The organism is Aurantimonas sp. NFXS3, assembly GCF_049132005.1.
GTDB lineage: Bacteria > Pseudomonadota > Alphaproteobacteria > Rhizobiales > Rhizobiaceae > Aurantimonas > Aurantimonas coralicida.
The window spans coordinates 395,847-409,635 of record NZ_JAGDDZ010000003.1 but is presented as its reverse complement, the minus strand read 5'-3'; the positions used below and the strand labels follow the sequence as shown (position 1 = coordinate 409,635).

Here is a 13,789-nt window from a genome sequence, read left to right as displayed (position 1 = left end):
GATCGGCGGCCTTCAACCCCAATCCCGGGGCGAGGCCGTCTTCGAACCGCGAGCAGACCCGAACGCCATGGTCATCCGCATGCGTTGGCCCCTGAACAGGAACATGAACCCGGTTTCGGGCAAGAGCCAGCGACGAGAGCACTGCACATGATGGACGAAACGCAGGCCTGGGATCGCCGCACCGGCATGGACAGGATCACCAGCTATCTCTACGGCGAGATCGTCTCGTTGCGTCTCCTGCCGGGCGCCAAGATTTCCGAAACCGAGATCGCCGCCCGTTTCGGCGTGTCCCGCCAACCGGTCCGGGACGCGTTCAACCGGCTAGCCAATCTCGATCTCCTGCTGATCCGCCCGCAGCGATCGACCGAGGTGAAGCGCTTCTCGAACAAGGGCATCGAGAAGGCGCGTTTTGTCCGCGCCTCGGTGGAGTCCGAGGTGCTGCGGCGGGCCGCCCGCTTCTGCGGGGACGAGGATGCCCGGCGGCTGGACCTCAGTCTCGAAGAGCAGCGCAGCGCCCTGAGCCGGTCGGACTCGCAAGGCTTCATCACGCTCGACTACGAGTTCCACAGAACGCTCTGCGAGATCGCTGGCGTCGACTATGCGTTCGACGTCATCGCGACGGAGAAAGCAAAGGTCGATCGGCTCTGCATGCTGTCGCTGTCCAAGGAAGACCGCATGCCGCAGCTCGTCGAGGATCACCAGCAGATCGCCGAGATGGTCAAGGCGCAGCGCCCCGAGGAGGCGGTCGCTGCGGGCATGCTGCATCTGACACGTCTCGATTCGACGATCGAACTGATCAAGCAGCAGCACGCCTCCTATTTCGACGACGCGGACTGAAGGCGTCGCTCGCGTGACGCACCGCGCGCACCGCCGGTAGCCGATCCCCGGGCCTCGGCCGGGCCGCCACGCGCCGGCCCGCTCACATCATCCCGAAGCATCGCCGATCGCGTCATAGACGGCGTGGTGACCATTCTTCATTGCCGCCCGACCGCTTGCGCGGCAGGGCCCGGTAGGCCTTTGCGAATGGACTTCCGCTTGTGTCCGGGCGGAAGCCCGATGTGGCGAAGCGCTTCCCTTAGCTCTGCTACGCAAACGCGGCGCCCTTTCACGCTCTCGATCATCGCTTTCGCCCCCTTCGCTGCGAACGCATCGCGGCCGGTTTGCAAACTTGCGCTTCATAAACCGAACGTCGACTAGTATACAAGTTCGCACAGGCCATCGCTGAGCATGGTCGATGACGTTTCGCGGACCGGCGTGGTGGAGGCCTGGCGGTCGCGGAATCCGAACCAAACAGGGAGGAAACATGACCGTGACCCAGACATTGCGCCGCCGCGCTGCCGCCGGAACCGCGCTGACCGCGCTGATGGCATTCGCCACGCTGGGCGGCGCCGCCTCGGCTGCCGAACTGCGCGGCTGGAACATCCATGTGGAGGATTATCCCGTCTCGATCGCCATGGAGGCGTTTGCCGCGGAAGTGGCCGAGAAGACGGGCGGCGAGGTCACCTCCAAGATCTACCACAACGGCGTCCTGGGCGATCAGCCCGACGCGATCGAGCAGGTCCGGCTCGGCGTGATCGACTTCGGCGAGTTCAATCTCGGCCCCATGGGGCAGGCGGTTCCGGAAGCGAACGTCACCGCCCTGCCGTTCATCTTCAAGAGCGTGCCGCAGATGTACGAGCTGATGGACGGCGAGGTCGGCGACGCCATCGGCGAGGGGATGAAGGCCAAGGGCATCGTCCCGCTCGGCTGGTACTCCGCGGGCGCCCGGTCATTCTACAATTCGGTGAAGCCGATCAACGCACCGTCCGATGTCGAGGGCCTGAAGGTCCGGGTGATGAGCAACGACCTCTTCGTCAAGATGGTCGAGGCGATGGACGGCAACGCTACGCCCATGGCCTTCGCGGAGGTCTACCAGTCGATCAAGACCGGCGTCGTGGACGGGGCGGAGAACAACCCGCCATCCTACGAATCCACGAACCATTACGAAGTCGCCAAATACTACTCGCTGACCGAGCATCTGATCATTCCCGAATGCCTGTGCATGAGCCTGAAGGCCTGGGACAAGCTGACGCCCGAGCAGCAGGAGATCGTCATGGCGGCCGGCCGCAGCAGCGCCGCCATGGAGCGCAAGCTCTGGGACGAGCGCGAGGCGGCCAGCCTGGAAACGGTGAAGGCCGGCGGCACCGAGGTGAACACCATCGCCGACAAGGATGCGTTCCAGGACGCGATGGCGCCGGTCTATGAGGCGTATCTCGCCGACAATCCGGGCATGGCCGACCTCGTCAACATGATCCGCGAAGCGGACTGAGCTCCCTCAAGGTCGAATAGGCCGCTTCGTCTCCCTGCGGAGGCGGAGCGGCCGCCCTGCGGCCCGCATCGTCCGAGGCAGCCATGACGCCATCCTCATTCCCCGTTCTGACGCTCCGGCGCACGCTCGAGCACCTGCGCAAGGCCTGCATGATCGTCGCGACAGCCGCGCTGGCGCTGCTTATCGCGAGTTTCGGCTGGCTCGTCTTCGGCCGCTATGTCCTGAACGTCACGCCGACATGGGTCGAGCAGCTGGCGCTTCTGCTCATCTGCTACATCGCCTTCCTGGGCGCGGCCGTCGGGGTCCAGGAAGACACCCATATCGGGGTCACGCTGTTTCGCGACATGCTGCCGCCGACGGCCCGCAAGATCGTGATGATCGCCATCGATGTCTGCCTGGCTGCCTTCGGCGCGACGATGCTCGTCGCCGGGATCACGCTGATGCAGTTCGGCTGGGACACGCTGCTTCCGATGCTGCGGATACCGGAGAGCTTCCGCACGCTGGCGATCACCTCCTGCGGCGGCCTCGTCATGCTGTTCTCCGGCACCCGCGGTCTTCTGCGGATCCTGTCCTTCGGGGACTGGAATCCCGAAGCCGAAATCAAGGATCTCTGAACGTGGGACTTGCCATTCTGCTCGGCGTCTTCGGCGCCGGAGTGATCATCGGCGCGCCGGTCGCCTTCGCCATGGGCATCGCGGCAGCCGCGGCCTTCTGGTACGAGGGATTCCCGACGCTGATCACCTTCCAGCGGGCAACCGCCGGCGTCTCCGTCTTCTCCCTTTTGGCCATTCCCTTCTTCGTCTTCGCCGGCGAGATCATGCTGCATGGCGGGATCGCCAGCCGGCTGGTGAAGCTCGCCTCGGCGATCGTCGGCCATCTGCGGGGTGGCCTCGCCATGGTCAACATCTTCTCCTCGATGCTGTTCGGCGGCATCTCCGGCTCGGCCGTGGCGGATATCTCGGCCCTCGGCTCGCTGCTGATCCCGGTGATGAAGGAGCGCGGCTACCGGCCCGATTTCGCGGTCAACGTGACGGTGACGTCGTCGATCGCCGGGATCGTCATTCCGCCCAGCCACAACATGATCATCTTCGCCGTGGCGGCGGGCGGCGGCATCTCCGTCTCTGGCCTGTTTCTCGCCGGCGTCCTGCCGGGCATCCTGATGTGCGTCTGCCTGGCCGTCGCCGCCTACATCATCTCGGTGAAGCACAATTACCCGGCCGAACCCTTCCCGGGCTGGGGCGTCGTGGGCCGGACGGCGGCCGATGCCATTCCCGGCTTCATGACGGCGGTCATCATCGTCGGAGGAACCCTCTCGGGCGTCTTCACGGTCACCGAGTCCGGCGCCTTCGGCGCGATCTATGCAGTCCTCCTGACGGCCTTCTACTATCGCAGCCTGACGCTGAACTCCTTCCTCATCGCCCTGGCGAGTGCCGTTCGCACGACCGCCATGGTGATGATCCTGATCGCCTTCGCCAGCTCCTTCGCCTATCTCCTGGCGCTCTACCAGGTGCCGACCAAGCTCAGCATGCTGCTGGTCTCGATCTCCGACAACCCGATCATGATCCTCCTGATGATCAACGTGATCCTGCTGGTTCTCGGCATGATCATGGACATGGCTGCGCTGATCCTGATCTGCACGCCGATCTTCCTGCCGATCGCCAAGGGCCTCGGCATGGACCCGACTCAGTTCGGCATCATGATGCTGATCAATCTCGGCTTGGGGCTCTGCACGCCGCCGGTGGGAACCTGCCTGTTCGTCGGCTGCGCCGTCGGGCGGATCAAGCTGGAAGCGGCCATGCGGACGATCTGGCCCTTCTACCTCGCCATTCTCGCCGCCCTGCTGCTGGTGACCTACGTGCCGGGCATCTCGCTCTGGCTTCCCTCGCTCCTCAACTGACGAGGCGCAGCTGCGGGCCGACATGCCCTGTCGGCGCCCGGGTCTCGCTGTCGCGGGATGCGGGCGCGGATCACCACTTAGACGCCGACGCGAACGGCGTATGAAAACCTCCGTGTGCCGGGCGCCCCGGCGCCCATCCGGTTCAACGAACACATCGCTGCACGCAGCACGAACAGAAGGAACATGAGATGACACTGAGTGGCAAGACAGCAATCGTGACCGGCGGCGGCCGCGACATCGGCAGCGCCTGCGCGATCCGACTGGCCCGGGAAGGGGCCAACGTCGTCATCAACTATTTCGCCAGCGCCGACCGCGCCCATGCCACGGTGGACGCGATCACGGCTGCCGGCGGTCAGGCGATCGCGGTGCAGGGCGATCTGAGCAAGCCGGACGGCGTCGACGCGCTGGTGGCCAAGGCGGTCGAGACCTACGGCACCGTCGACATCCTGGTGAACAACACCGGCGGCCTGATCGCCCGCAAGACCGTCGGCGAGATGCCGCTGGAGCATTGGCAGGCCGTCATGGACCTGAACGTCACCAGCACCTTCCTGATGACCAAGGCGGTTCTCGCCCACATGAGCAAGGGCGCCATCGTCAACATCGCGAGCCAGGCAGGCCGCGACGGCGGCGGACCGGGGGCGGTCGCCTACGCCACCTCCAAGGGCGCCATCATGGCGATGACCCGCGGCCTCGCCAAGGAACTCGGCCCGGACATCCGCGTGAATGCGCTGTGCCCCGGCATGATCGACACCGACTTCCACAACATCTTCACCAAGCCTGAAGTGCGCAAGAACGTCGAGGCGGCAACCCCGCTGAAGCGTCAGGGCCGGTCGGAAGACGTCGCCAACATGGTCTGTTTCCTCGCCAGCGACGAGGCGTCCTTCGTCACCGGCGCGAATGTCGACATCAACGGCGGAATGCTCTTCAGCTGAGTTGGCCGGAACCGGGGGCCGGGCTCGCGAGCGACCGCAAGGCGCTCGACCGGACGCCGGACCCCGGCATCGCGCTCAGCGATGCCGCAGAACGCGGGGGAGGTAGGGCAGAGGCGGCGTTCCAGACGAACGACCGACAACCTGCATGCCTTCCCGCCCTTCGGCCCCGAACTTCCTCGGCCAGGACTTTTCTATTCCGCCAGATCGCGCATGACCTTGATGAGGTCGGACTTTCCCTCGAAGCCGATGCCCGGGAGTTCGGGCATGACGATGTGGCTGTCCTCCACCGTCACACCGTCGGGGAAGCCGCCATAGGGCTGGAAGAGGTCCGGGTAGCTTTCATTGCCGCCGAGGCCGAGGCCGGCGGCGATGTTCAGCGACATCTGGTGTCCGCCATGCGGGATGCAGCGCGAGGGCGACCAGCCGAACTGGGCGAGGACCTCCAGCGTGCGCTGGTATTCGACCAGGCCGTAGGAGAGGGCGCAGTCGAACTGCAGCCAGTCGCGATCCGGGCGCATGCCGCCATAGCGCAGGAGATTGCGCGCATCCTGGTGCGAGAAGAGGTTCTCGCCGGTTGCCATCGGACCCGGATAAAACTCCGCCAGCGCCGCCTGCAGCGCATAGTCCAGCGGATCGCCGGCCTCCTCGTACCAGAACAGCGGATACTCCCGCAGCATCTTGGCGTAGGCGATGCCCGTCTCCAGGTCGAAGCGGCCATTGGCGTCGACGGCGAGGCGCGCCTGCGATCCGAGCTCTTCGAGGACGGATTCGATGCGGCCGCGATCCTCGTCCAGCGAGGCGCCGCCGATCTTCATCTTCACGACCGTGTAGCCCCGATCGAGATAGCTGCGCATTTCCTTGCGCAGCGCCGAATTGTCCTTGCCGGGATAATAATAGCCGCCGGCCGCGTAGACGAAGACGCGCGGATCGGCCTCGCGGCCCTTCTCCTCGGCCAGCATCCGGAACAGCGGCTTGCCGGCGATCTTGGCGACCGCGTCCCAGACCGCCATGTCCACCGTGCCCACCGCGACGGACCGCTCGCCGTGACCGCCGGGCTTCTCGTTCATCATCATCGCCGCCCAGATGCGGCGCGGGTCGAGATTGGTCCCCGCATCGTTCATCAGCGAGGCGCCGTCGGCCTCGAGAATGCGATCGCGGAACCGCTCGCGGATCAGGCCGCCCTGGCCGTAGCGGCCATTCGAGTTGAAGCCGTAGCCGACGACGCGGCGACCGTCGCGCACCACGTCGGTGACGACGGCGACGAGGCTCGTCGTCATTTTGGTGAAGTCGATATAGGCGTTGCGGATCGGCGAGGCGATCGGCTTGGTGACCTCGACGACGTCGACGATACGCATGGCAAAGCTCCGGTTCTGGCGTGTTCGGCTGGACCGTCGGTAGCGCTGGCCGGGGGCAAAGGCCAATGCTAGATCGGTCTGTGGTCATACCGATTGGGCATTGCCGATGGAGACGATCTGGCTCGAGGACTTTCTGGCGCTTGCATCCGAGCTGAACTTTTCATGCGCGGCGGAGCGGCGGCATATCACGCAGCCCGCCTTCAGCCGCCGCATCCGGGCCCTCGAGTCCTGGGTCGGCACGCCCCTGTTCACGCGCACGACGCACCATGTCGCGATGACGGCGGCCGGCGCCGTGTTTCATGCGCAGGCGGTCATGCTGAGCCGGGATATCCAGCGGCTGCGGCAGGAAACGAGGGCCGCGGCCGGCATCGACGCCGGTGTCCTGACCATCGCGGCGACCCACGCTCTGTCCTTCACCTTCTTCCCGCGCTGGATCCGGGGCAACGACGCGCTGTTCGGCCGCGGCAATCTCAATCTCGTCTCCGACAGCATGATGGCCTGCGAAGAGATCATGCTGCGCGGCGAGGCGTCGCTGATGCTCTGTCATCATCACCCGGCCATGCGCAGCCAGTTCGAGCCGGGCCAGTTCGACAGCGTCGTCGTGGGGTCGGACAGCCTCGTCCTCGTCAGCGCCCCGGATGCCGAGGGCAAGGCGATCTGGTCGCTCGATGCCGGGCGCCCGGCGCCTTACCTCGGCTACAGCGAGCCGTCCGGCCTCGGCCGGATCATCGCGGCCGTCTGGCGCCCTGAGCGTTCGGCCGACCGGATCGAACAGGTGTTCACGTCGCATCTCGCCGCGACGCTGTTGACGATGGCGCGGTCAGGCGAGGGGCTGGCGTGGCTGCCCATGACCCTTGCCGAAGACAGTCTGGAGGCGGGGACGCTGGTTCGGGTCGCGTCGGGCGCCATGCCGATCCCGATCGAGATCCGGCTCTACCGGCACAAGGGCCGGCAGGGTACGACGATCGAGGCGGCCTGGGCGGCGCTGCCCTGATGGTGCTGCCTGTCGCATCGGGACAGGACGGGAAGGGCACAGCGATCGCCGCCTTCCCGTAACGATCGTCTCGGCGCGGCGAAGCACTGGTCGCCGCGCCGAGACGCTTGAGGTTCGCCGCTTTCAGATGTTGGAAGCGCGGATGGCCTCGCAGACCGCGTCCGTCACCTCTTGCGTGGTGGCCGTGCCGCCGACATCGGGGGTCTTGATACCCTCGCCGGTGACCTTCTCGACGGCCTGCATCAGCCGGGCGGCGGCGGCATTCTCGCCGAGATGGTCGAGCATCTGCGCACCGGTCCAGAAGGTCGCGACCGGGTTGGCGATGCCCTTGCCGGTGATGTCGAAGGCCGAGCCGTGGATCGGCTCGAACATCGAGGGGAAGCGGCGCTCGGGATCGATGTTGGCGGTGGGCGCGACGCCGAGGCTGCCGGCCAGCGCGCCGGCGAGATCGGACAGGATGTCGGCGTGCAGATTGGTCGCAACGACCGTGTCGATGCTCTGGGGCTTCAGCGTCATGCGCACGGTCATCGCGTCGACCAGCATCTTGTCCCAGGTCACGTCCGGGAATTCCTTGGCGACCTCGGCAGCGATCTCGTCCCACATCACCATGCCATGGCGCTGGGCATTCGACTTGGTGACCACGGTGAGCAGCTTGCGCGGGCGCGACTGGGCCAGCTTGAAGGCGTAGCGCATGATGCGGGTGACGCCGACCCGGGTGAAGATCGCCACCTCGGTGCCGACCTCTTCCGGCAGGCCCTTGTGGGCGCGGCCGCCATGGCCGGAATATTCGCCCTCGGAATTCTCGCGCACGATCACCCAGTCGAGATCGCCCGGGCCGACACCGGCAAGCGGCGAGCTGATGCCCGGCAGGATCTTGGTCGGCCGGACATTGGCGTACTGGTCGAAGCCCTGGCAGATGGGCAGGCGCAGGCCCCACAGGGTGATGTGATCCGGCACGTCCGGCGCGCCGACCGCCCCGAAGAAGATCGCGTCGAAGGGCTTGAGCTGGTCGGTGCCGTCGGCCGGCATCATGACGCCGTGCTTGCGGTAATAGTCCGAGCCCCAGTCGAAGCTGGTGACGTCGATCTGGAAGCTGCCGTCGCGGCGCGCCAGCGCCTCGAGTGCCTGCAGCCCGGCGGCGATGACCTCCGGTCCGATGCCGTCGGCGGGAATCGCGGCGATGTTGTAGTGCTTCATGGGAGGATCCCTTTCGTCTGATGGATCGGGTCGCGGCGCTCGACTGAGCCCGCGTCGGGTTGGGGTGTCACGCTGGCGCGGCGGTGCAGGTCTCCGGCCGGCGGCCGAAGCCGCCGTTCTCTGGATGCCGGCGCCGCGTTGCCAGCCCTTAGAAGAACAGTCCCTGTGGCATGCGGATCAGCAGGACGTTGGCCATCAGCAGGTAGAAGCCGAGGACGATGGCCACCGAGACGGCGGCGTAGGTCGCCAGCGTCCTGCCGTTCGGGGTTTCCCAGGACGCCGCCGCAATCAGCAGGGCGAAGCCGAGAAGTCCGGCGGCGGTGAAGCCGAGCAGCGGCATGGCTGCGATCCAGATGCCGATGGCGATCGTCGCGGCGATGCGGCGCCAGCCCACCGGCTCGCGCGCCGGTTTCAGCGCCGCGCCGTCGGCATCGACGCCGCCCTCTGCGACCGCGGGCGCCACCGGCCGGCGCATGTGCTGGACGATCAGCATCACCGACAGGACCGATAGGGCCACCGCGATGGTCGTCGGGAACACCGAGCCCATCGGGGTCATGTCGCCGGTGCCGATGACGGCGGCGACGCCGATCGCCGCGAACAGGCCGGCAAAGACCATGCTCGGAACGTCGCGCCAGACGGTCTGGACCGGTGCGGCGTCCTCCACCGCATCCACCGGTACCGTCTTCAGGGTACGGCGCTTCGCCAGATACGAGGAGAGCAGCGGGTAGAGCAGCGTCAGCAGGGCACCGGCGATGATCGCGATGCTGATCGGGCGGCCGAAGAACATGCCGAGGACGGCCTGCTGGGCGTTGCCGATGAGATAGCTCTGGACGAAGCCCTGTTCGGCGATCTGGCCGAGGACCAGGCCCAGCACGATCGGCGACGGGGTGAAGCCGAAGCGGTTGAGGATCCATGCGAGGATGCCCAGGACGAACATGGTCTGGGTGTCGTGCAGGTTGCTGTGGATCGCGAAGCTGCCGATGATCGTCAGGAAGGCGACGGTCGGCACCAGCAGCGGCTTGGGGATCGCGATGATCGAGCGATAGGCGTATTTGCCGATCAGGAGCCCCGCCGGCAGCATCAGCACCGTGGCGATCAGCAGGCCGAAGATGAAGGTGTAGACGATGTTGCCCTGCGCGGTGAACAGCGTCGGCCCGATCTTGATGCCCTGGACGAGCAGCGCGCCGAGGATGATGGCGTCGGGCGGGGTGCCGGGAATGCCCAGCACCAGGGTCGGGATGAAGCCGCCGCCCACCGTGGCGTTGTTGGCGGATTCAGTGGCGATGACGCCGTCCGGCTCGCCCTGGCCGAAGCGCTCGGGATGTTTGGAGGCGCGCCGGGCTTCCGAATAGGAGACGAGGCCGGCGATCGAGCCGCCGGCGCCGGGCAGGATGCCGATCACCGTGCCGATGACCGAGCTGCGGACGACATTGAACTTGCGCGCCCAACTGATCGACAGGGCTTCGCTGAGGCGAATGCCCTTCAGATCGTCCTCGACGGTCAGGTGCTGGGCGCGGGTCGCCACGAGGTCGATGACGACGGGCACGCAGTAAAGGCCGATCAGCGCCGAGGTGATGTCGATGCCGCCCAGGAGCACGTTGGTGCCCATGGTGTAGCGGATGTCGCCGCCGACCACGGCGACGCCGATCATCGACATGAGCAGGCCGAGGCAGGCGCCGATGAGGCCCTTGATGGTGTTGCCGACGGACAGCGCCGAGATCAGCGTCAGGCCGAAGATCGCCAGCCAGAAATATTCCGGCGGACCGAAGGCCAGCGCGACGCGGGCAAGCGGCGGCGACAGGAACAGCAGGAACAGGCCGCCGACGAGACCGCCAAAGACCGAAGCGAGGGTGGCGAGGGTGACGGCAAGGCCGCCGTCACCCTTCTTGGCCATGGGATAGCCGTCGAAGGTCGTGGCGATCGCCGACGGCGTGCCCGGCGTGTTGACCAGGATGGCGGCGTAGGAGCCGCCATAGATCGCGCCGGTGTAGATGGCGCCCAGGGCGATCAGCCCCGAGGCGGGATCCATCGTGAAGGTGAAGGGGACGAGGACGGCCACCGCCATGGTCGCTGACAGGCCCGGAAGGGCGCCGATCACCGTGCCGAGCACCACGCCCACAAGGGCGAGGAGGAGATTGAGCGGCGTGAGTGCGTCGAGGAAGTACTCGAAGAGCTGCATGGGGTGGCCTGGCCCGATCCGTTATTTCTTCACGATGCCGAGCTGTTCGGCGCCGGCCGCATATTCCTCGGTCTTCTCGGCGACGAAGTCCTGCATCTTCTCGTAGGGGATGTCGGTCAGGACGAAGCCGCCATCTTCCATCTTCTTCACGAAATCCGGGTCGGCATTGACCTTGGAGACGGCGTCCGAGACGGCCTTGCGCATCTCCTCGGAGGTCGATTTCGGCACCGCGACGCCGCGATAGGCGCCGCCGACCAGATCGATGCCGAGCTCGGTGAAGGTCGGCACGTCCGGGAAGACCGGCAGGCGCTCTTCGGAGGCGACGGCCAGCATGCGCAGGGCGTCGCCCTGATTGACGCCCGAGGTGGCGTAGTTGAAGCCGGCCATGGTCTGGCTGCCGAGGACGGCGGTCACCGCCGGGCCGGTGCCTGAGAACGGGATGTAGGTCGTGGTCAGGCCGGTCAGGCCGTCGAAGCGGGCCTGGGCGAGATTGTTGGACGAGTTCGAGCCCGAGCCGCTGAAGGTGACCATGCCCGGGTTTTCCTTGGCGTAGTCCATCAGGTCCTGGAGCGTCTGGAACTGGCTGTCCTTCGGCACGAAGATCGCGTCGGGCGTGTAGTGGAAGTAATTGACCGGGGTCAGGTCCTCGGTCTTGTAGCCGATGTCCTTCTCCATCGGCTGCAGCACCGTGTGCGGCAGGTTGATGCCCATGATGGTATAGCCGTCGTCGGGCAGGCCGTTCAGCTGCGACCAGGCCTGCGCGCCGCCGGCGCCGGCCATGTACTGGATGATCAGCTGCTGGTCGAACATCTTCTCCCAGCTCGCCTGCTGGAAGCGCGCCGACACGTCGGATTCACCGCCGGCATTGAAGGGGATGATGTAGTCGACCTGCTTGGTCGGATAGTCGCCGGCGGTCTGGGCGAAACTGGCCGTCGCCGTGCTGGCGAGCAGTGCGAGTGCGATCGCGGTGAACTTCATGAGAACCTCCCAATTCGAAATGGAGCACCGGCGCTCATCGCCTGCGCTCGTCGAAGCGTTGGCGCCGTCGGCGCGGCTTCGTGCCCGCGACGCCAGCGATGGACTGTTGCGATGGAGCTGCGGGATTCGGGGCGGCGTCCTGCACCGTGTCCCTCTCTCCTCGACCCGCTCCTCCACCGGGCCGGCCCGGCAAGCCGGACCTGTCGATCGACGACCCTCCTGTCGCTTCGATCACCGTCACTGTAATTGATGATGGAGAAGAGATAATATCGAATATGGAAAATGATTATTGCACTGACGGACACAATCCATGGACAGTGACCTAGCCTTCTTCGCGCTCCTCGCCCGCAAGGCCAGCTTTTCGGAGACAGCGCTCGAGCTGAACCTGTCGACCTCGGGCGTCAGCAAGCGGCTCGCCAAGATCGAGAACCGGCTGGGCGTGCGGCTGATGAACCGGACGACGCGCCGGGTCAGCCTGACGAGCGAGGGCGAGACGTTCCTGAACGAGAGCGCCGCGATCCTCGAGGACATTGCGAGCCTGGAAAACCGTATCCGCTCGGCCGGCGAGAAGCCGCAAGGGCTCCTGCGGATCAACGCGACCTTCGGCTTCGGGCGGGAGTTCATCGCGCCCATCGTGTCGCAATTCGCGCGGGAATATCCCGACATCTCGGCCCAGCTCGTCCTGACCGATGCGCCGATCAACCTGGTCGAGGAGGGCTACGATTTCGCGGTGCGCTTCGGCAGCCCGCCGAATTCCCGGCTGATCAGCCGCCGGCTGCATCGCAACCGGCGCTTCCTGTGCGCGGCGCCGAGCTATCTGGAGAAATACGGCCGCCCGCAGCGGCTGCACGATCTCACCGATCACGAATGCATCGTCCTGCGCCAGCACAACCAGATCTACGACGTCTGGCGCCTGCAGCGCGGGCAGCTGACCGAGTCGATCAAGGTGAAGGGGCGCCTGTCCAGCAATGACGGCGAGATCGCCCTGCAATGGGTGATCGACGGACACGGCATCATGCTGCGGTCGGAATGGGACATTGTCCGGCTGATCCGGGAGGGCAAGCTGGAACTGGTGCTGCCGCGCTATGCCCAGGTCGACGCCGACATCTACGGCGTCTATCCCGAGCGCAACAACGTCTCGGCCAAGGTCCGTGCCTTCATGGAATTCACCCAGGCCAACCTGCAGAAAACCAGCAGCCTGCAATTCAGCAGCTAGGGTTGGGCGCGCGATCAGACCGGAAGGCGATGATGCTTGCGACCTGAACGCCACCTCAGCGCTTTGTGAAGCGTGTCGACTTGCTTCGGCTTGGCGCGGTCTCCATCTCAAGGGTGCCGCGCGGCGTTGGTGAGCGATGCCGCTGTCGAGCGATCCGCGGACGGTCGCGTCCGATCCGCGATCTTGAGGGACGACCATGTCGTCTGCCGAAGCGACTGGGAGGCTGCCTTGTCTCGGACCCGTCTGAACCGCAGAACGATGCTGGCGGCCGGCGTCGCCTTCGGCGGTGCCCTGGTGACAAGTGGCATGTCCAGCCTGCTCGTTCCCGCGCGGGCACAGGGCCTTGCCCCGACCCCCTCCATGCGCGGCGGCTCAAACAATTATCGCCCCGGCGCGCCGGTCGTCGAACGGATCGGCAATGGCGGCTTCTGGATGTCGGGGCGCGTGCGCCGGGCCGGCGACGGTGCGCCGCTGGAAGGCATCCGCATCCAGATCTGGGCCCATACGACCGAGGCCTATGAGCGCGATCCGGAAAGCCATGGAGCGACGCTCACGGGTCCCGACGGCACGTTCCGGCTGGAAATGCCGCAGATCGTGCCCGCATTCGGCCAGGCGCACGGTCATCTGGCCTATGACGATCCCGAATTCGAGACGGTCTTCCTGCGGCCGGTCATGTCCAGCCCGAAGGATACGAGCCTCAGCGCCGATTTCGTCCTGCAGCCGGCCTGACTCC

12 protein-coding genes are annotated in these 13,789 nt (G+C 66.2%); 8 read left to right on the top strand and 4 right to left on the bottom strand.

What is annotated here, in order from left to right; all coding sequences use genetic code 11:
* Positions 1-147: 147 nt before the first annotated feature.
* The 5 genes from J3367_RS12180 to J3367_RS12160 all read left to right on the top strand — a co-directional run bounded on the left by J3367_RS12180 (position 148) and on the right by J3367_RS12160 (position 5,137).
* Entirely contained in the window at positions 148-837 is a 690-nt protein-coding gene (locus J3367_RS12180; protein WP_024350092.1) for a GntR family transcriptional regulator, read from the top strand.
* Between the two features lie 466 nt (positions 838-1,303).
* Complete coding sequence (locus J3367_RS12175) at positions 1,304-2,308, top strand: TRAP transporter substrate-binding protein (protein WP_024350093.1); 1,005 nt, start codon at positions 1,304-1,306, stop codon at positions 2,306-2,308.
* A gap of 83 nt (positions 2,309-2,391) precedes the next feature.
* Positions 2,392-2,922 carry a TRAP transporter small permease gene (locus J3367_RS12170; RefSeq protein ID WP_024350094.1) on the top strand — a complete coding sequence of 177 codons (531 nt, stop codon included), beginning with the start codon at positions 2,392-2,394 and terminating at the stop codon, positions 2,920-2,922.
* Positions 2,923-2,924: 2 nt separating this feature from the next.
* On the top strand, positions 2,925-4,205 hold the full coding sequence (locus tag J3367_RS12165; protein WP_024350095.1) for a TRAP transporter large permease: 1,281 nt from the start codon (positions 2,925-2,927) through the stop codon (positions 4,203-4,205).
* 188 nt (positions 4,206-4,393) lie between these two features.
* The gene (locus J3367_RS12160; protein WP_024350096.1) at positions 4,394-5,137 is read left to right on the top strand and encodes an SDR family NAD(P)-dependent oxidoreductase; all 744 of its coding nucleotides are present in this window, start codon (positions 4,394-4,396) and stop codon (positions 5,135-5,137) included.
* A gap of 191 nt (positions 5,138-5,328) precedes the next feature.
* On the opposite strand, the gene J3367_RS12155 is transcribed toward J3367_RS12160, so the two are convergent.
* The gene (locus J3367_RS12155) at positions 5,329-6,492 is read right to left on the bottom strand and encodes a mandelate racemase/muconate lactonizing enzyme family protein (protein WP_024350097.1); all 1,164 of its coding nucleotides are present in this window, start codon (positions 6,490-6,492) and stop codon (positions 5,329-5,331) included.
* A gap of 106 nt (positions 6,493-6,598) precedes the next feature.
* Here J3367_RS12155 and J3367_RS12150 point away from each other — a divergent pair, with 106 nt between their 5' ends.
* Positions 6,599-7,486 carry a LysR family transcriptional regulator gene (locus J3367_RS12150; protein ID WP_024350098.1) on the top strand — a complete coding sequence of 296 codons (888 nt, stop codon included), beginning with the start codon at positions 6,599-6,601 and terminating at the stop codon, positions 7,484-7,486.
* A 123-nt stretch (positions 7,487-7,609) separates the two neighbouring features.
* On the opposite strand, the gene J3367_RS12145 is transcribed toward J3367_RS12150, so the two are convergent.
* The 3 genes from J3367_RS12145 to J3367_RS12135 form a co-directional block, all read right to left on the bottom strand.
* Entirely contained in the window at positions 7,610-8,683 is a 1,074-nt protein-coding gene (locus J3367_RS12145; RefSeq protein WP_024350099.1) for a tartrate dehydrogenase, read from the bottom strand.
* Positions 8,684-8,831: 148 nt separating this feature from the next.
* The gene (locus J3367_RS12140; protein ID WP_024350100.1) at positions 8,832-10,862 is read right to left on the bottom strand and encodes a tripartite tricarboxylate transporter permease; all 2,031 of its coding nucleotides are present in this window, start codon (positions 10,860-10,862) and stop codon (positions 8,832-8,834) included.
* 21 nt (positions 10,863-10,883) lie between these two features.
* Complete coding sequence (locus J3367_RS12135; protein WP_024350101.1) at positions 10,884-11,840, bottom strand: tripartite tricarboxylate transporter substrate-binding protein; 957 nt, start codon at positions 11,838-11,840, stop codon at positions 10,884-10,886.
* Between the two features lie 310 nt (positions 11,841-12,150).
* Here J3367_RS12135 and J3367_RS12130 point away from each other — a divergent pair, with 310 nt between their 5' ends.
* Positions 12,151-13,056: a LysR family transcriptional regulator gene (locus tag J3367_RS12130; RefSeq protein WP_024350102.1), complete on the top strand. Its 906-nt coding sequence runs from the start codon at positions 12,151-12,153 to the stop codon at positions 13,054-13,056.
* Positions 13,057-13,284: 228 nt separating this feature from the next.
* Positions 13,285-13,785 (top strand): twin-arginine translocation pathway signal, encoded by a 501-nt coding sequence (locus J3367_RS12125; protein ID WP_024350103.1) that lies wholly within the window; start codon positions 13,285-13,287, stop codon positions 13,783-13,785.
* Positions 13,786-13,789: the final 4 nt, after the last annotated feature.